The following is an 18,996-nucleotide window of genomic DNA, read 5'->3' as shown; positions in this document are numbered from 1 at the left end:
CATGCAGCTTTAGTTCTTGCCAATCTTTGATATAATGGCATTTATAACCACCGTAACGGGAGGATTTTTAGTGAAAAAAACGGCTCCAGATAAAGACATTGAAAAACCTGCCGCAGATGGATCGGCTGTTGTCGTCGGTGCGTCGCTCTCCGGATTAATGGCTGGTATTGCTCTGGCTCGGGAAGGATTGCATGTAACCATTTTAGAAAAAGCCGATGAGGACAGGCCTGGCGGCGCGGGTTTGCAAGTGGACGGTGGTCTGTTTGATCGGTCGAAAACAGCACGTTATTTGCGAAAAATCGTAACCGATGGAAAGAAATCAATCAAGCTTTGGTCAACGCTCGAAAATCGTTTGCGGACAGAAGTTCAATCTTATTCGACCATTGATTTATGCTTCAATGTACGTGTGCAAACGGTAGACCAGGATAATGCAGCCGCGTGGGCTGAGACGGATGAGGGCGAGGTGTTTCGCGCTGATATCCTGATTGGTGCTGACGGCCATCGCAGTCAGGTGCGTCGCCATGTGGCGCCGCATAAACCAGATGCAACGTATGCTGGCTACTTGGTATGGTTTGCCTCTATCAAAGAAGAATCTATGCCTGAAGGTGAACGTCCAGGCGATGGAGGTCCGAGTGTGAATATGCTGGGCGGCATTAATGGCGGTTTCTTTTTCGGTTCAGTGATTGGACGGGAGGACGGTTCACCCGGATCAGAGAACAGGCGCATTGGCTGTACGTTTTATGATAACACGCGCAATGATCAGTTGCGCCGTCTCGGTTGTGTCCAAGGCAATGTTGTGCATCATTCCCTTGCAGGCCCGGATATTCCGGACGATACACTGGATAAATTAGCTGACCAGGCTTATGAAAGGTGGCCCGAGCCGTGGCTGTCCGCGACGCTCAAGGCTCTGGAGACAAGGAATCTTACGGGAATCCCCATCAAGGAGTATGTGCCGGACAATCTTGTCAAAGGACGTATCGGTCTGATTGGCGATGCCGGGCATGTCCCCGCTCCGATCACGGCCAGCGGTTTTAACGAGTCATTGCAGGATGCAGCGGCCCTGAGCAAATGTGTATCCGCAGGTGTGCAGGGAGATGCGGGCACTAAGGCGCTGGATAAATATGAATCACTCCGTTTAAATAAAGTACGTCAAATGGTGGAATCCGGCCGGGGTTTTGGAATGTCGTATGGCCGTCCGTAGTGGAATGGGTCATACGTGCAACAGCTGGCCAGGTATGCTGGAGGCAGGTTAGAAATGAGACTCGCAATTATTGGCGGCGGCATTGGCGGGCTTGCTTTAGCGGCTGGCCTTCATAAAAAAGGTATCAAAGCGCATGTATTCGAAAAGACGCAAGCGTTTAAACCGCTCGGTGCCGGTCTTGGACTGGGAGCTAATGCGGTGCTTGCCCTGGACCGCATGGGCATTGCGGACGCGATTGAACAAGCTGGTATGCCGCTCCAGGAGCAGCGGTTATTAAACGATGAACTTACGGTGATGAATCGGATTGACTTTTCCCGGTTGAAGAAGCGGTACGGCAAAGAGACGCTGACCATTCATCGGGCCGATTTGCATGAAGCCTTGTACAATGCCGTTGATCCGGATTATTTCCATTTTAATAAGCAGGTGATAGATTTTAACCAGTACGAGGATCAAGTCACGCTGACATTCCAGGATAATGTCACGGAAACGTTTGATTATGTTATAGCGGCAGAGGGCATTCACTCGGTATTCCGGCGCGCGCTTGTGCCGGGAAGTGAACCGCGTTTTGCGGGTTATACGTGCTGGCGGGGCATTGCTTGGAATAAAGGTGATGTGCCATATTATACATCATCGGAAGCTTGGTCTGGACGAGGCCGTTTTGGCTGGGCACCGCTTTATGACGGGCGTGTGTACTGGTTTGCCTGTGTCAATACGCAGGCAAACAATGAATATTATGCTAATCTGACGAAAGAAGGCACGGCGCGCTTGTTTGGGCATTTTTCGCCGACAGCAGAAAGATTGATCCGCGAAACGGAAAGCGGCTCTTTCCTGCATCACGATATTCACGATATCAAGCCGCTCGATTCCTTTGTATACGGACGCATTGCGCTGGTGGGTGATGCAGCGCACGCGACCACGCCGAATATGGGGCAGGGTGCGGGCCAATCAATTGAAGATGCTTATGAATTAATGAACGCCATCAGTCAGGAGTCTTCTATGCCGGCTGCTTTATCGCGCTATGAGGCAAAACGTCTGAAAAAGGCCAATAAAGTCATCAAGCTTTCCCGGCAGATTGGCTGGGCGGCTCAGTGGCAGCACCCGTTAGCCACCGGTTTTCGCAATACAGTGCTTCCGCTGGTCCCCGAATCGTTACTGTTTCGCAGGCTGATGTTTCTGTTTAAATAACAATGGTCAGCCTTTGACGGTATGGTATGAGCGTCTAATCGTCTGCTGCGTCAGCCTGCGATGGTTTACGCCTGTCACCAGTTTCTGCAGATTCATCTGATAATTCGTCTGCTACATCATAATAATTGAGCGCACCTAATCCACCCTCATTGATCATTCGGGAAATCCCCTCTGTCCGCATTTCCTCGTCTCTTTCTGGTCGATTCTTCATGATCAATCCTCCTTTTTAATGTTTGACTATTATCTTTCAAACCCGTCTCATTTATGTCACACCTTTATAATTAGCGGCACGTTTATACGCCACTTTCCTAGAATTCTATGTGCTGAAAACGTATCATGGTATGATGAATGATGAGGAGGGTGTCGTGTGAAAAGAACAGGCCTGTTTTTATTAATCATTTCGTTTATAATGCTTTTAAGCGCATGCAGCGGTGATGGGGAAACGCCTGCCATAACAGACAAAGCGATTCAAGAGGCGAACAATACGATTCATGACGAAGCAGAGGTGCGCGATTCGTCGATTGATGTGTCCGAAAAAGATGAGGAAATCATCTTTATCCTTCAAGTGGATGCATCGACAAGCAAGCAGCGTGCTCAGGAATTAAGTGAAGCCTACATTAAAAAACTTGCCGCAGGTGTGGCAGAGACACCGGACAACGTTAGTGATCCGCCGGAGAAAGACAGTCTCGGCGGGCTTTATGATCATTATGATATACGGGCAGGGGTCAAAAATCCGTCTGATGAATGGCTCCTTGAAGGGGGTAAAATTGGATCAGCTTCTGGTATTATATGGGAATGAGCGGGGTGTTAACTGTATAGCAGCAGCCGACGAATGATTCTGACAACTGCAGTGCATACCCGACACGTGCTATACTGGAGGCCAGGCATTGGGATGGACGGTGAGACGGATGACAAATCGTCAGAAAGAATTGATGCACCGATTACTGACGCAGTCAAATGAATTTGTGCAGGTGCAGGAACTGGCTGATGAGCTTGATTGCTCGGAGAAGACCATTCGGAATGATTTGAATCAGCTGGAGCGTGCGTTTGAAACCGATTCCTCTTTACGGTTTGCGCGAAAACCTGGCATGGGTGTATCCCTTGTCATCAGCAATGAGGCTAAATCCCGGCTGTTTCGCCAGCTGTATCAGTCACAGACGACGCAGGAACATGAACAAATCGCTGAGATAACGTATCAGCTTTTAGTCAGCAACAAGCCTATGACATTAACATTTCTTGCTGATAAGTATTATACCAATAAAATGACCATCAAGCGCTACCTTGAAAAAATTGCTGAATGGCTGGAAGACTACAATTTAACGCTTGTCTCTAAACAGCGTCTCGGCAGTCAGGTGCAGGGAACTGAGCTTAACAAACGCAATGCCCTCGCCCATTTGTCGGAACTCGTGACCTCAAAGATGCAGGAAAAAGCTTATGTGCTGCAGCTGTTTCCGGAACAGGAGATTAACACCGTCAGAAAAGCGCTGCGTGATCTGCAGACACAGTTCTCGTTTTCCTTGAATACTGGTGAGTTTGAGAGCTTGCTGATTCATGGCTTAATCATGATTAAACGAACGCGGCAGCGCTCACTTGTAGCTGTGGAAAATGACACTGAAAAGGGACGCGGTGTGACACTGGAAAACTATCACATGGCCGCTTGGTTCTTAAATCAACTGGAGACAATGCTCGGGCTTAGATTTCCGGAAAATGAGCATATCTATTATACGTGGCATCTGGAAAGCTGCAGGGAAGCACGGCTAGTAACGGATCAGGCGGCTAATCATCTAATCAAGAAAGTTGTTCCAAAAATCACAGAACAGCTGGAGCGGATGACCATGAACCATTTTCAGGCGGATCAGGTATTGCTTGATGGTCTGCAGACGCATCTGGAGTCAGCCATTGACCGGCTGCAAAATGGATTGACAATCCGCAATCCGATGCTTGAAGATATCAAACAGAAATACCCGTATATGTTTAGTATGGTTGTGTTTGCGGTTGAAGATGTGAATGAGACGTATGACCTGACCATTCCAGAACATGAAGCAGCTTATCTGGTTCTTCATTTCCAGGCTTCTGTTGAACGAATGGCTCAGGAACAATCTTATCGTAAACGTGTTGTGATTGTTTGTGAGCTTGGTGTCGGTATGTCGCATTTGCTGCAAGCGAAACTGGAGCAGACATATCAGCAGCTTGACATCATTGGTGTCACCAGCAAGGCAGAGGCTGAGTCGTTTGCGAAACAGCATGCAGCTGATGTCATCATTTCAACAACGGCGATGCCAGATGCTGCTTTGCCTGTCATTGTGGTGTCGCCCCTTTTAGAAGCAGATGATAAAGAGCGGCTCAATCAATGGTTTCGTTCCTCGGATGCCGATGACCCGGTTAGTCAGGAAAAAATCGGTGCACTCCAGCAGCTGTTGCGTGATGATGTGCTCTTTTTGGATATGCAGCAGACGCATCGGCTGGAAGTGGTGGAGATTATGGCTGAGAAGCTTGTTGCGCAAGGTTATACTGACCGGTCGTTTGTTCATAGTGCCATGCTGCGGGAACGATCGTCCGCTACCTCGATCGGAGGAGGGATCGCGATTCCGCATGCCCGGCCGGATCTTGTGACGGAATCGGTTGTCGCAGCAGCCATCCTGCCAGAGCCGCTGCTGTGGGGACATGAACAGGTTTCTGTGGTCTTTCTTCTGGCTATTGCCAGACAGGATGCTCATATGATTAAACCACTGATGCAAACCATCGCATCGATAAGCCGGCAGCCTGCTTTGGTTAAACAGCTGCAGGGAGCAACAAGCGTCGCTGCTATCGTGAATGCGCTTTATCAATAATTCATTTTTTGCCACTTCTCCGGTAAAAGTGAATTATTTTTTATGGGGAAAACCATTATATAATGTAAGCGGATTATCAAAGGGAGGGATTCACTGATGAAGCTCTTAGCTGTAACGGCCTGTCCGGTCGGGATCGCTCATACGTACATGGCGGCTGAGAATCTGCAAAACGCAGCGGATGACTTGGGTGTCGCTATCAAGGTTGAGACGCAGGGCTCGATTGGCGCAGAAAACGAACTGACGGCTGATGATATTAAACAAGCTGACGCCATTATTATTGCGAGCGATAAAGAAGTGGATAAAGAACGTTTTGCCGGCAAACAATTGCTTGTTGTTGGTGTTCAGGAAGGGATCAATAACCCCGAAGAACTGATTAAACGTGCTCAAAGCGGCGATATACCCGTGTATGGAAACGGCGGAAACGATAAGCAGCCAGCTCAGGCTAAGCAGGACAAAAAAGACGGGCAAAACCCGATCTATCGTCACTTGATGAATGGTGTCTCGTATATGATTCCGTTCATTGTTGTCGGTGGTCTTTTGATTGCGATTTCATTAGCACTCGGCGGTGAACAGACAGACGGTGGCCTGAAAATACCGGATGATTCGTTCTGGAAACAAATTGAAAATATCGGTAACGCATCATTCAGTTTTATGGTCCCTATTTTAGCTGCTTTTATTGCTTACAGTATTGCTGACCGCCCGGGACTGGTACCTGGCATGGTCGGTGGTTATATAGCTGTTACGGGAAGCTTTTATGGCAGTGAAGCTGATGCTGGTTTCCTGGGTGGTATTATTGCAGGTTTTCTGGCAGGTTATGTTGCCCTTGGGATCAAAAAGATTAAGGTGCCACAAGCGGTACAGCCTGTCATGCCCATTATATTCATACCAATTATTGCGACATTAATTGTCGGTGCCGTGTTTATTTTCGTTGTTGGCGCACCGGTCGCCAGCGTATTTGAATCGCTGACAACATGGCTGCAGGGAATGCAGGGTGCCAGCTCGATTATCCTTGCCTTAATTCTTGGCGCTATGATTGCAGTTGACATGGGCGGACCCTTTAATAAAGTCGCCTTTCTGTTTGGTTCAGCGATGATTGCTGAAGGGAACTTTGAAATTATGGGAGCAATTGCGGTTGCGATTTGTGTGCCGCCACTTGGCATGGGACTCGCAACATTCATGAACAAACGCAAGTATGAGTCTACGGAAAAAGAAACGGGTAAGGCATCCTTTACGATGGGCTTATTCGGTATTTCCGAAGGTGCTATTCCCTTTGCAGCGCAGGACCCGCTGCGAGTGATTCCAAGTATTATGGTCGGATCAATGGCTGGATCCGTGATTGCGATGATGGGCAGTGTTGGTGACCACGTCGCTCACGGCGGGCCGATTGTAGCCGTGCTTGGTGCCATTGACAACATCGTGATGTTCTTTATCGCAGCTATTGTCGGTACGGTGGTAACGGCTCTCTTGGTCAACGTATTGAAAAAAGATGTGACACCGAAAGCTGTAACCCCTGAAGGTGTGGCTGTCGGCGGCACTGATAATACAGATAACAATTCTGATCAATCAGAGACAAATGCCAGCCAATCCACAGACGCGGCTGAATCGGAGACCAATACGGAAACGGAAGGACAGACCGATCAGGAATCCATTACGATTAATAAATTAACGGATATTCTGACAAAGGATCTAATCACAACAAACGTTGAAGGGACAACTCAGGAAGCAGTCGTTGATGAATTTATCGGCATGCTGAATGCCGAGAATCTGATTTCCTCAACGGAAACGATGAAGCAAGCGATTTTCGAACGGGAACAGGAAAGCACAACCGGAATGGGAATGAACATTGCGATTCCTCATGCGAAGTCAGCTGCGGTTAAGCAGCCTGCAGTTGTCTTTGGTCACAGTCAACAGGGCGTCGACTGGAAGAGCATGGATGGAACGGATGCTCATTTGATCTTCATGATAGCAGTTCCGGAAGAGCGCGCTGGAGACGATCATTTGCGAATCCTGCAAATGCTTTCGCGCAAGCTCATGGATGAATCATTCCGCAACGACTTATTGCAGGCGGATTCTAAAGAAAAAGCCTACGAGCTGCTGGATACGATTCAATAATTATTTAAGAGAGGATCAGCTGTTGTGATCCTCTCTTTTTACGTGTCAGAGAGTTTGGCGTATACATGATTCCAGGTTTGTTTACTGGCTTCATCGATCAGGAGCGGCTGGAAACCGAAGTGCAAGTAATTATGTATGGCGGCCAGATTGTGCGGCTGCGTTTTTAAATAAGCCTGGTTGTGGTGTTGAGCGAGCACATTCATGGCTTTAGCAATTAACGGCTTGGCCAGTTTTTGCCCTTGATATGCCGGATGAATAGCGGTCCAGTGCAGCCGCCCGATTGTTTGGTGGTTGTACGCATTAAACCAGGCCATTGTGGTACCAGCATAATTACCGTTCGGATTCAACAGGAAGATGAGACGTTTTCGTACTTCATCCAAGTGTGGCTCGCACTCATTCTGGAACCGTCGCAATGCGCTTGCTTCAATTTGGAATTCATTGGCGGCGGTTTCGATTTCCGCCCAATGATTTCTGTCATCGAAATCGCTGAAAAATTGAAATTGATAACCCTCCGGGAGAGTGTGATCCGGAATAAAAGATAAATCGTGTGTCATGTATAACGTATTTTTCATTAAAGCTCACCACAAATCATTTAGTACTATAACTGTATTATAGCATAAAATAGTTGCTATAATGAGATTAAAGCTGATCGAATTTAACGTAATGGAGGGAGTTCCATGTCTAACGAACCGATTTTTTTACAGCCCGTATTCAAAGAAAAAATATGGGGCGGCCAGAAATTAAAAACGGAATTTAAGTATGATATCCCGTCTGAGCAGACAGGGGAGGCTTGGGTCATTGCAGCCCATTCTCATGGCGCAAACGTTATCGAAAACGGACCGCTAAAAGGCTGGACGCTCGCTGACGCCTGGGAGAAACATGGCGATCTATTCAATCGTGCGCCAGATGCTGATGATGCTTATCCGCTTCTGGTTAAAATACTGGATGCTCATGATGACTTGTCGGTCCAGGTTCATCCGAATGATGCGCTCGCCCGCGAAATGGAAAATGAGCCATATGGCAAGACAGAATGCTGGTATGTATTGGATGCTGAGCCGGATGCTGAACTGGTTCTTGGCCATCATGCTGAGACGCAGGATGAGCTGAGTCAAATGATGGATGATGGTAAATGGGACAAGCTATTGCGGCGTGTGAAAGTGCAGCCTGGTGATTTCGTGTATGTTCCCAGCGGCACGATTCATGCGATCGGCGCAGGTGTAGTTATTCTCGAGACCCAGCAGAGTTCGGATATTACGTATCGTGTCTATGATTACGACCGGCAGGACAGTCAGGGCAATCAACGCGAATTGCATCTTGATAAGGCTAGACAGGTGACAAATGTTCCTCATCAGACTCCGGAATTGGATCAGAGCACGTCGCATGTTGGTGACATGAAGGTGACGAAACTGGTGGAAAATAACTATTTTGCAGTCAGTCACTGGACACTTAACGGTACAGTTGAAAAGACGCTATCGACAGACTTTCTGCAAGTCAGTGTAATTTCAGGTGAGGCTGTGCTGAAGGTTGATGGCGACGAATATTCTCTTTATAAAGGCACGAACTTCATTTTGCCACATGACATAACGGAGTATGAGCTCTCTGGTGAAGCTGATTTTGTGGTGTCATGGGTTTCGTGAAAAACATATTAACCGCGTGAAGACTTTAGTCTTTTTCTCTGCTAAATCTGAGCTTCGTTTGATTTAGAGTCGATCACTTTCGTTTTATCCCCCCTCCTTTTTATGTTGTTGTTTACAGGGATGCTTTAAACAATGGTCTGAATTCTTATTCTCATTTCAGGGGTAGTTTCAGTATATGGCTTGCGGGTATACTGTAAGGGGCATGAATTAGAAATAAGACAGGAAAGGAGGAAAATTATGGCGTCAATGACAGTTGGGCTGATTCCTTCTCCGGATTTGCCTGCAAATGTTGCTGAAAAAGTTATTAGCCGATTGGCTGAAGACTTGGAGAAGCGCGTCGATGCAACCGTTGATTGGCATGTTGAAAGAGAAGTTAATCCGATTACAGGAGCTGCGGAATATGTCAGTGACATTATTGAAAAGGCGGCCCGTATTAAACAAGAGCACGCTTGGGATTATGTGATCTGTCTTACCGATCTGCCGAGTTTTTCCGATTACAAGGCCGTTACGACAGACGCCAGCGTTCAGCGCGGAGCAGCTCTGGTATCTTTACCGTCGTTCGGTGCTTTCCCGCTTAAACACCGAATCCGGAAAGCGTTCGTTTTTATTGTTGAACTGCTTTATACCAATGGTTACACAGATCAAACGGAAAAAAAGACGTCACCTATTCGCGAGCGGTTTTTATTAGCCAGGGTTAACCGAGTCATTCCACAGGAAAGCGGCAGTACAGATGTACGCTTTATTCTGCAATCAAGCGTTTTTGGCTGGCTGCGGGTATTGTCCGGCATGACATTCGCTAACCGGCCGTGGCTGGCGCTGAAGTCTTTTAAAAAAATTCTGGCTCTGGCCTTTGCGACAGGGACTTATATATCGATTTTTTCAACACCGTGGCAGTTAAGTGTCTCCTATACACCGCTCCGGTTTATACTGCTGATGCTTTTGTCTATTGGCGGCATGGTGACATGGATTATTTTTGCTCATAATTTATGGGAAAGGCCTTCATCTAAAGGGCAGAATCAATACCGGATGTTATATAATACCACGACTGTTATGACATTAATCTGTATTGCTGTTCTTAATTATGTTCTGCTGTATGCGATGTTTATGTTCAGTATTTCACTCTTTGTTCCAGCTGGTCTGTTTGAGGAATGGACCGATTCTGGTACTGATCAGCCTTTGCAAAATTTCATGCGGCTGGCGTGGCTGGCAACGTCACTTGGAACACTCGCCGGAGCCATTGGTGCTACCGTTGAAAAAGAAGACGAAATCCGGCATATTGCGTATTCTTACCGGCAGCTGACACGCTACTATCAAATGGAGCAGGGCACAGTCGAATCAGATAATCGTGGTATCGCAAAAGATGAATCGTCCTCTTATGAGGGAACAGAGCAAAGACACAGAGAGGAGGAGGGTGCGCCATGACACAAACGATTAAAATTGGTCTGATTGCAGCGCCTGAGCTTGCGGAAAGACTGGCTCATGACTTGGCCAGGACGTTGCCTGACACACTGACAAGCGCGCTCTCCCGTGAAGCAGAATGGGAGGTAGAGACTGTCGTTGATTCACTGACCGGTGCCGCTGAAACAGCTGGCGAGATTATTAGTGAAGCCGCCGGTTACCGTCAAACAAAAGATTGGGATTATATTATCAGTCTGACAGATTTGCCTGTGTTTCATAATAAATATATCGTTGCCGTTGATATCGATGAGGATCGTGACGTCAGTCTCATTTCTATTCCAGCATACGGCTGGATGCCTGTTTTGAAACAAATCCAGAAAACGGTGCTGCATAATGTCCAGCATATGCTGAGCGCTGATGAGAGGGAGCGTGCGGTTCCGGGCTCTCGGGTGCTGCAGAGACAATTTCCCATTTCGCCCGTACGAAAAATGCGGGCAAGGCTTGAGGAGACGGGGAATCGCCACACGCGCTATATCTTCACACCGCAAGTGAATGGCACGATTCGTTTATTATCGGGCATGACATTTGCTAATAATCCGTTTAGCATGATGACAAGTCTGACAAAGGTTATTGCGATTGCGTTTACCACTGGTTCGTTTGGGATGATTTTTACAACGATGTGGCAGTTGAGTCATTTATTTTCAAGCTGGCGTCTGGTAATCGTGACATTTGCAGCTATTTTCGGTATGGTTCTCTGGATAATCATGGCCAACGATCTCTGGGAACGTCCGTCAACGCGAAGTCAAAAACGTATTCGCAGGCTTTATAACTTAACAACAGTGCTGACCCTGGTGATTGCTGTTAGCATTTATTATGCGGTCTTATTTTTGTTGTTTTTAGTTACCTCACTTGTATTTATCCCGCCAGATTTTCTGGGCGAAACGTTATCGCTTAAGACGTCTGCCGGTATGGTGCAATACTTGAGAATCGCCTGGTTTGCATCCTCGATTTCGACTGTGGCTGGTGCCATTGGCGCCGGACTGGAAAATGAGGCACTGGTGCGCAACACGACCTATGGCTACAGGCAAAAACACCGCTGGCAGCAGACACATTAAACAGATGAATGGAGGCATCTGCCCGCTTTAATCACGACTCTTCAGGGGTTGTGCTTACTCGCTGATTGATGTAATATCGTGAAGGATGTAATATGTGCATCAGTGTGTCTGCGGTTGCTGCGATGGCATCATGTTTGTGAGTGTTTAAGGAAAAGGGGGCAGGCAATATGGCTTCGGTGGATTTATCACGTTCTTATAGACGCTTGATTGTGGCGATTACCTTATCGGCATCTTTTTTATCTGTTTTGACACAATTTCTGCTTATCACAGCCTTCCCGAAAATCATGGAGGAATTCTCCGTTAACTCGACGGAAGTTCAATGGCTGACAACTGGTTATATGCTGACGATAGCCGTCTTGATTCCAATAACGGGCTATTTGATCGATAAATTTAAAACACGGACATTAATGCTGAGTGCGATGTCGATGTTTTTTATTGGAACATTGATTGGTCTGGCGGCACCTTCCTTCCCTGTCTTGCTGGCAGGACGGATCTTTCAGGGTGTCGGTTCTGGTATTATGATACCGCTGATGCAGACGATTCTGTTTTTGGTGTTTCCTAAGGAAAAACGCGGATTCGCGATGGGACTGGCCGGTCTTGTGATTAATGTGGCACCTGCTATCGGGCCGCCGATATCGGGCGTTATGGTACGCTATTTTGAATGGCGTTCATTATTCTGGGTAACGCTTCCGATTGCTGCATTAATTCTTGTTTTGGTATTTATATTTATGCGCAATATTACGGAACAGCGAAAAACAGATATTGATTTTTCCTCAATTATACTGTCAACGGTCGGTTTTGGCGGCATGCTGTACGGATTTAATCGCGTAGAGGATGCAGGCATAGGAGATCCGATTGCGATTGTGAGCATGCTTGTGGGTGCTGTCGCGCTGGCGCTATTTGCTGTCCAGCAGCTGCGGTTGCAGACGCCGATTTTAGAACTGCGCGTGCTCAAAGTGCCTACGCTGGCATTAGTTGCATTTGTTTCGATTCTCGCATTCAGTCTGCTTATTTCGTCTGAGACGATGCTGCCGATGTATGTACAGAACGCGCAGCAGTTTTCGGCATTTTATGGTGGTCTGATTGTGATGCCTGGTGCTTTAACGCTTGCGCTGATGTCGCTTTTCGCAGGCAATTTGTTCGATAAATATGGCGGAAGAATCATTGCGATTATAGGGTTTGTTTTGTTAGTTGTGAGCACACTCGGCTTCCATTTCATTCTGACGCTTGACACACCATTTATTGTGACGATGATACTCTTCATGCTGGCCATGGCGGGTGTCGGTTTGATTAATATGCCGATCATGACCGCCGGCATCAATGCGCTGCCAGATGAGCTGATTCCGCACGGGACTGCGGTTGTCAATACAGCACGGCAGTTTGGTGGATCACTCGGACTGACGTTTATCATTTCCTTTATCAGTCAGGCTGAAACTGGCTCGGAAGCGGTGGATCCTTTGAATTATTTAAGCGGTGTGAAAACAGCCTTTTTCGTTGCCTTTCTATTCGCGGTGATTGGATTGATATCCGCCTTCTTTATCGACCGGAAGCGAAAGTCAGCTAGAGGCTAAGTGACGTTAATAGCAGTAAATCACAGGAAAAAAATAAGCTTGCCGTCCCCGGGGGGAATTCGCAAACCCCGGGGCTGTTTAATGATTCAGCTGTTCAGGGCCTAACTAAATGAAAATTACGAAAAGCCTCTCTTTTTTCTATTATATTGACGATTGTGACGTTATAGCAGTATAGTAGTCAATACTATAAAACAAATATAATTTTGTTTAAATTTTAACGATTGAAAGGGGTTTAGTACATTGTCCTCTGCACAGCAACGAAAAACACCTAAAGGTTTCTTTGGACATCCCCCTGCGATGTTCACATTATTCAATATGGAATTATGGGAGCGTTTTTCCTACTATGGCATGAAGGCGCTCGTCATCTATTATATGTACTATGAAGTATCACAGGGCGGCCTCGGTTTATCGAAAGACTTAGCTTCCTCTATTATGTCGGTTTATGGGTCGCTTGTCTTTATCTCCGGTATTATTGGCGGCTGGGTTGCGGACAGAGTTTTAGGCAACCGCAATACGCTGATCTGGGGCGCTCTCATTATTATGCTCGGGCATATTACACTATCATTTCCGGGTGGAGTTGGGCCATTATTTATCGGAATGCTGTTTATCATTCTGGGCTCCGGCTTAATGAAGCCAAATATTTCGAATATTGTTGGAGATTTGTATAGTCCGACAAGCCCTAAGCGTGACGCAGCTTTCAGTCTGTTCTATATGGCTGTCAACATTGGCGCTCTTGTCTCGCCGCTGATTGTCGGTCCTGTCGGGCGGAATGTCAATTTCCACTTAGGTTTCAGCCTGGCTGCGATTGGCATGGCGCTCGGCTTGATTATTTATATCTTTACAGCGCGTAAAAATCTTGGTGAGATCGGTAAAAGCGTTAAAAACCCGCTTGAATCAGGTGAACGCAAAACCATGTCAAAACGCATTATGCTGGGAGGCATTGCTTTTCTGTTTCTCCTTCTGATCGCGTTTATGACTGATAATCTGACTGTACAGATGTTCATTAACTTTATTAGTTTCATAGGTATTGCGATTCCAACGGCATACTTTATTGTCATGATTAAAAGCAAGAAAACAACAGATTTAGAACGTTCACGTATCTACGCCTATATTCCACTGTTTGTTGGGGCGATGATGTTCTGGTCCATCCAGGAGCAAGGGGCTGTTATTATGGCCCGGTTCGCTGACCAGCGAACAAATCTGGATTTGTTCGGTTTTAGTATTGATCCGTCATGGTACCAATCTGTGAACCCGTTATTTATTGTGCTATTTGCGCCGATGTTTGCCGCTATGTGGCAAAAGCTGGGAAATAAACAACCGTCAACGCCGCATAAGTTTACAATGGGCTTATTCCTAGCCGGTTTATCGTTCTTACTGATGACATTGCCGGGCTTGCTTCAAGGTACAGATTCACTTGTCAGTCCGCTGTGGCTTGTCGGTTTCTTCTTCCTGGTGACAATGGGTGAATTGTTCATCTCGCCAGTTGGCCTATCAGCGACCACGAAAATGGCGCCGAAAGCCTTTGCCGCACAGACCATGAGTGTCTGGGGTCTGGCTAACGCTGCAGGCCAGGGCATTAACGCGCAAATCACGCCTCTGTACGGACCTGAGACGGAAGTCACTTACTTTGGGATTATTGGCGTTATCAGTATAGTACTTGGTATTATTCTGTTATTACTGTCACCGAAGATCAGTTCCTACATGCGCGGATTGAAATAATAACGCCAAACTGACAATTGACTATGCCGCTCACAAGCCCGTTTGCCGAGAAACCTTCTTGGCAGACGGGCTTTTTAGGTGCGGGCGCGGGCGCCCGTGCCTGTCACCACCCGATTTTCCTCGAATTTTGTCGAATATCTACTGCCGTTTGATCACATCTATTTATTAGGAGCACGCCACTCAGTCTGATACAGTAGAGATAAGATACGTGGAGCGGTAAGGCAAAGGCAGGCTTCATTTAGCTAACAGGTATCAAAACTGTTGTCGTGAGAACATGAGCAAAAGATTGCTGCAAATGAGTGAAGCGGGGGAAGTCAGCATGTTTTATCGAATAACATGGTTTATGGTTGCTATTTTTCTGATTGTGCCAGTAATCGGAATGAGCTTAATGTGGCTGCGCAAGTCTTGGTCAAAGGCCGTTCGAATCACTTTAACGGTTTTATTCAGCATTTATGTTATTGTTATCGTGATTTTCCTGCTGCCATCTGGCGGCACTGGTCCAGATGAGCAATCCCAACCCGACCAGGGGCAAGATGAGCAGACGGAGCAAGACACCGACCAAGAGCAACCGGGGGAAGCAGATGAGGAAAAAGATGAACAGCATGAGCGTGATCCGGCTGAAGAAAAAGGTGATCCCAAAAAACAGATTAAGCAGGGTCTGGCAGATATGTCTGCTGCAAACGTGTTAGCTATTAAAGGGTCATTTGATCAAGAGCCTTATGATATAGAGCTCGTATTACGCGGTGTTCAGGGATCAACTGAGAGTGAGTCGGTGAAAAACATGAAAAAGGGCATCTTAAAAGCCGTTTATGTGGTGAAGGACTCTGGTTATGATATTGAGGATTTAGATATTAATGTTAAGTATCCTGTCACTAATCAAAATGGCCTTGACGAAGAACAGTTCGCTATCAAGTCAAATTTCAGCGGGGAAACCATAGACGAACTGGCAGGAGATCAAGCAGATACTGATGTGACTGAGCTTGATACGATAGCGGACAGCTGGTGGAAGCATCCGGTATTAAATGGATAATATTTTGTTCTGTGACCGTTTTGGCGACACCAATGAGCGGCAAACTCATATGAATACACCTATGGCCATTCGCCTCAAACGTTCACGATCCCCAGTCAAAATAAAATCTTAAAGGTAACCATATGAACTGCTGGTTTATAAAAACTGGCAGCTTTTTTTATGTCCTAACGAATGCTTTTTAAAATGTCTGAAAAGAATATCAATAAAGCATTGACAATGCATTTTCCATGTTTTATTATATAGTTAAATAACGGAATGTGTTTCCGATAAACGGAAAAAGGTATTCTGTTAAACTTATTTACGGTTATCACTTATTAATGTAACGCTCGTTTGTAAGCGTTTACGTAAACACGGGTGCAATACCTTAACTTGAGAGCTGGCGTTCGCAAACAGCGGATTTATTAGATACATGAGTCTAATAGATTCCTGTTTATAGATCATTAAATGAACTGCTAGTACCGGAGCATTTATTGGAGGTGAGAGGCTTGCTGGCAGCGGAGAATATGAAGCATCCATTGCGTCATGCTTCTGAAGTGATGAAACTGGAACGAATTGGTTCACTTCGGCTAACCAGCTTAAGTTTTTTGCGGATCATGATGCGGCATGTGATGCGGGAGAATTGGACGATTGCGTGCAGCACATTTGATTTGGATGATGAAGGGCATGGGCATGTGATTTACGACATTTACACAGCCAAGCATTATTTTTCGTTTGTGGTGATTTCCTCAGATATTAGCGATGACGAGCGAAGTGACCGCGTTATTGCTGAACAATGGGATGTCACTTTCGCACTTAGCGAAGGGGGTATATCCGATGAAAAGTTAGAACGATTAAAGATAAACTTGCCCAAACAAGAAGCCGGACGGGGAGAAGCCTCCGATCTTGTCTGGTCACGAGCCAATAAAAGTAATCGTGTATTTGACTACGTTATCGATTGTCTGACATCGGGGGAGCAGCCGGATCCGAAAGTGCTGAATGAAGTCGGCTATCTGCTGCGGACAACAGCTGTTTACGGAAACGGGAAATTCGGGATTTCTCCCTATGACAAGATCAGGGGTGATCACCCTTTCAATGGTCCGTTTCAAGCGCAAATGTTTGCTGTGTATATGCTGCGACATTTTAGTTTTGACCTGGTGGAACACATCGCTAAACGGCAGGATCCAGAGGCTATCCCGCTTGATCCTGAGGTAAAACGTTTTATCGGCACGGGCAATGCAACCGGCCTTGGCATGGCACCATTTCTGATATCACATCCGCGATTGATTCACCAGTGGATCTATATCCGTGAAGTGGCTATTGCCAGAGTGAAAGACATCAAGCCGTCACAGGATGATTTGATGCTTCTGGTCCAGTGGCTGAACCGCGTTGCGAACTACTTTGATGAATCTAGGCTGATCGACAGACAGATTTACGCCAAGCCGGAAAAATTGGCTGAACAAAGCCGTTTCCTAACGGAGCGTGTTCTGGAGTATTTGGAACTTGGTACATTTGCTGGAATTCCTGCGAATGATGTTTGGGAAGCGTTGTCAGAGATGGCTGTCCGTACCGTTTCAATTGAGATGCAGGAATTACTGCATACCTTGCTCTTGGAGATATATGCCGATCACGTTATGGACCTGGAGCAATATATGAATGTCGAGGAGACGTATCAAATTTCTCCGCGTATGAGTATTCAGGAGCTGAAAAACCTCATTAATCGGCAGTATCAATGGGCTTTTCAGTACGATTTTAATGATCCGGATGAAAAATACTATTTTTGGTATCGCTCGGAGGAAAAAGAGGAACCGCGTTTAGGTGTGCGTCATGAAGAGGCAGGAGCTGAGCTGGCTATGTCTATGAATATTGCCGAGCAGGTGCAGGATTTATATGCCATGTTAAAACAGGCATCACCGGAAGAAATGGTTGCAGCCTTTATTTTAAGATATCCGCGCTATAAGGGCATTATTCAGCGCATTCAATCACTTGACGGCTATGAATACGGCGAAATTCAAGCGAATCTATTAAACAAAGATTTTATGCCGCTCCATCTGCTGCGGTGCAAACTAGCATTCTTTGGGGCCGAACGTTTTAACCCGAAATCCAATCGCTGGCTCCGCATCACCCTATTTCAGGGGGCGCCGCTTGTTGAGGAGATTGGCGAAACATTCCCGGACAATTGGGTTTTCCCACATTTACCAACGATGGAGGAAGATAAACATGCGTAATCAGCAAGACACAATCGTTATCGATGCACTGGAATTAAGTAATTGGGACCGCGATTTTCTGACGATGCTGCAGCAAGGTGGTGTTACGTGTGTTCATGCGTGCTGCGGCATATGGGAAAATGCTCGGGAAACCCTCAGCAAAGTGGGCGAATGGCATCGTTTCTTTAAAGAAAATGCTGATCTGGTACTGCCGGTGCAACAGGGTGATGATATTCGCAGAGCGAAAGAAGAAGGGAAAATTGGTGTTGTGCTCGGCACCCAAAACACGTCACCTCTGGAAGATGAACTGTCACTTGTCTCAGTGTTTAATAAGCTTGGCATTAAAGTGATGCAGCTGACGTATAACAATCAAAATCTGGTTGGGAGCAGCTGTTATGAAGCACGGGATGTTGGTCTCTCACGGTACGGAAAACTCGTTGTCCAGGAAATGAATCGGGTGGGCATGGTCGTTGATCTTTCCCATGTCGGGGAGCAGACATCCCTGGACGCGATTCATACCTCATCACGACCCGTAGCGATTACGCATGCGAATCCGGATTGGATTTATCCGAACAAGCGCAATAAACCATCCGAGGTATTGACGGCCCTGCGTGATAACGGCGGCGTACTTGGATTATGTGCTTATCCGCACCTGGTAAATGGCAAGGAAACAACGTTGGATGAATTTTGCGATATGATTGTCCAGACTATTGATTTCATGGGCATTGATCAGGTCGGCTTGGGGACCGATTTAACATTGAATAAGTCAACTGAGTTCCTGCACTGGATGCGTATGGGCCGCTGGACACATGAAATGGATTATGGTGCTGGATCCAAAGAAAATCCGTCCTGGCCGGAATGGCCGTCCTGGTTTAAAACACCAGCCGATTTCCCCAATATTGCACAAGGATTGTCAGACAAAGGCTTGTCTGCTGAGGCCATTAATAAAGTGATGGGAGGCAATTGGCTGCGTTTCTTTACGGATGGTTTTAAACCCGAAAAGGGGGCGTAGGA

At 46.6% G+C, this 18,996-nt stretch carries 15 protein-coding genes; 13 read left to right on the top strand and 2 right to left on the bottom strand.

The window, feature by feature from the left end; all coding sequences use genetic code 11:
* Nucleotides 1–70 precede the first annotated feature (70 nt).
* Nucleotides 71–1,201, top strand: coding sequence for an FAD-dependent oxidoreductase (locus ACZ444_RS11935; RefSeq protein ID WP_382358850.1), 1,131 nt, complete (start codon nucleotides 71–73; stop codon nucleotides 1,199–1,201).
* 54 nt (nucleotides 1,202–1,255) lie between these two features.
* Nucleotides 1,256–2,386, top strand: coding sequence for an FAD-dependent monooxygenase (locus ACZ444_RS11930; protein ID WP_382358852.1), 1,131 nt, complete (start codon nucleotides 1,256–1,258; stop codon nucleotides 2,384–2,386).
* A gap of 34 nt (nucleotides 2,387–2,420) precedes the next feature.
* Here ACZ444_RS11930 and ACZ444_RS11925 read toward each other — a convergent pair whose 3' ends face one another.
* Entirely contained in the window at nucleotides 2,421–2,597 is a 177-nt protein-coding gene (locus tag ACZ444_RS11925) for a hypothetical protein (RefSeq protein WP_382358854.1), read from the bottom strand.
* A gap of 156 nt (nucleotides 2,598–2,753) precedes the next feature.
* Here ACZ444_RS11925 and ACZ444_RS11920 point away from each other — a divergent pair, with 156 nt between their 5' ends.
* From ACZ444_RS11920 to ACZ444_RS11910, 3 genes are all read left to right on the top strand, one after another.
* Complete coding sequence (locus ACZ444_RS11920; protein ID WP_382358856.1) at nucleotides 2,754–3,185, top strand: hypothetical protein; 432 nt, start codon at nucleotides 2,754–2,756, stop codon at nucleotides 3,183–3,185.
* An 88-nt stretch (nucleotides 3,186–3,273) separates the two neighbouring features.
* Nucleotides 3,274–5,217 carry a BglG family transcription antiterminator gene (locus ACZ444_RS11915; protein ID WP_382358858.1) on the top strand — a complete coding sequence of 648 codons (1,944 nt, stop codon included), beginning with the start codon at nucleotides 3,274–3,276 and terminating at the stop codon, nucleotides 5,215–5,217.
* 96 nt (nucleotides 5,218–5,313) lie between these two features.
* A complete protein-coding gene (locus ACZ444_RS11910; RefSeq protein WP_382358860.1) occupies nucleotides 5,314–7,329 on the top strand; it encodes a fructose-specific PTS transporter subunit EIIC in 2,016 nt (671 codons plus the stop codon).
* Between the two features lie 38 nt (nucleotides 7,330–7,367).
* Here the strand turns inward: ACZ444_RS11910 and ACZ444_RS11905 are convergent, their stop codons facing one another.
* Nucleotides 7,368–7,883, bottom strand: a complete 516-nt coding sequence (locus ACZ444_RS11905) for a GNAT family N-acetyltransferase (RefSeq protein WP_382358862.1) — start codon at nucleotides 7,881–7,883, stop codon at nucleotides 7,368–7,370.
* A 123-nt stretch (nucleotides 7,884–8,006) separates the two neighbouring features.
* On the opposite strand from ACZ444_RS11905, the gene manA reads away from it, so the two are divergent.
* The 8 genes from manA (at nucleotide 8,007) to ACZ444_RS11865 (ending at nucleotide 18,994) form a co-directional block, all read left to right on the top strand.
* Complete coding sequence (manA, locus tag ACZ444_RS11900) at nucleotides 8,007–8,966, top strand: mannose-6-phosphate isomerase, class I (RefSeq protein ID WP_382358864.1); 960 nt, start codon at nucleotides 8,007–8,009, stop codon at nucleotides 8,964–8,966.
* Nucleotides 8,967–9,203: 237 nt separating this feature from the next.
* Nucleotides 9,204–10,388 carry a hypothetical protein gene (locus ACZ444_RS11895; RefSeq protein WP_382358866.1) on the top strand — a complete coding sequence of 395 codons (1,185 nt, stop codon included), beginning with the start codon at nucleotides 9,204–9,206 and terminating at the stop codon, nucleotides 10,386–10,388.
* Entirely contained in the window at nucleotides 10,385–11,479 is a 1,095-nt protein-coding gene (locus tag ACZ444_RS11890) for a 5,10-methylene-tetrahydrofolate dehydrogenase (RefSeq protein WP_382358868.1), read from the top strand. Before ACZ444_RS11895 ends, ACZ444_RS11890 begins: the two co-directional genes overlap by 4 nt.
* Nucleotides 11,480–11,619: 140 nt before the next feature.
* On the top strand, nucleotides 11,620–13,050 hold the full coding sequence (locus ACZ444_RS11885; protein WP_464433320.1) for an MDR family MFS transporter: 1,431 nt from the start codon (nucleotides 11,620–11,622) through the stop codon (nucleotides 13,048–13,050).
* Nucleotides 13,051–13,365: 315 nt separating this feature from the next.
* Nucleotides 13,366–14,769, top strand: coding sequence for a peptide MFS transporter (locus ACZ444_RS11880; RefSeq protein ID WP_464433319.1), 1,404 nt, complete (start codon nucleotides 13,366–13,368; stop codon nucleotides 14,767–14,769).
* A 319-nt stretch (nucleotides 14,770–15,088) separates the two neighbouring features.
* Nucleotides 15,089–15,799: a hypothetical protein gene (locus ACZ444_RS11875; protein ID WP_382358874.1), complete on the top strand. Its 711-nt coding sequence runs from the start codon at nucleotides 15,089–15,091 to the stop codon at nucleotides 15,797–15,799.
* 485 nt (nucleotides 15,800–16,284) lie between these two features.
* Nucleotides 16,285–18,003, top strand: a complete 1,719-nt coding sequence (locus tag ACZ444_RS11870) for a hypothetical protein (protein ID WP_382358876.1) — start codon at nucleotides 16,285–16,287, stop codon at nucleotides 18,001–18,003.
* Nucleotides 17,996–18,994 (top strand): membrane dipeptidase, encoded by a 999-nt coding sequence (locus tag ACZ444_RS11865; RefSeq protein ID WP_382358878.1) that lies wholly within the window; start codon nucleotides 17,996–17,998, stop codon nucleotides 18,992–18,994. Before ACZ444_RS11870 ends, ACZ444_RS11865 begins: the two co-directional genes overlap by 8 nt.
* Nucleotides 18,995–18,996 lie beyond the last annotated feature (2 nt).

The organism is Lentibacillus kimchii (genome assembly GCF_055381965.1).
This window is presented reverse-complemented; position numbering and strand designations above follow the sequence as displayed.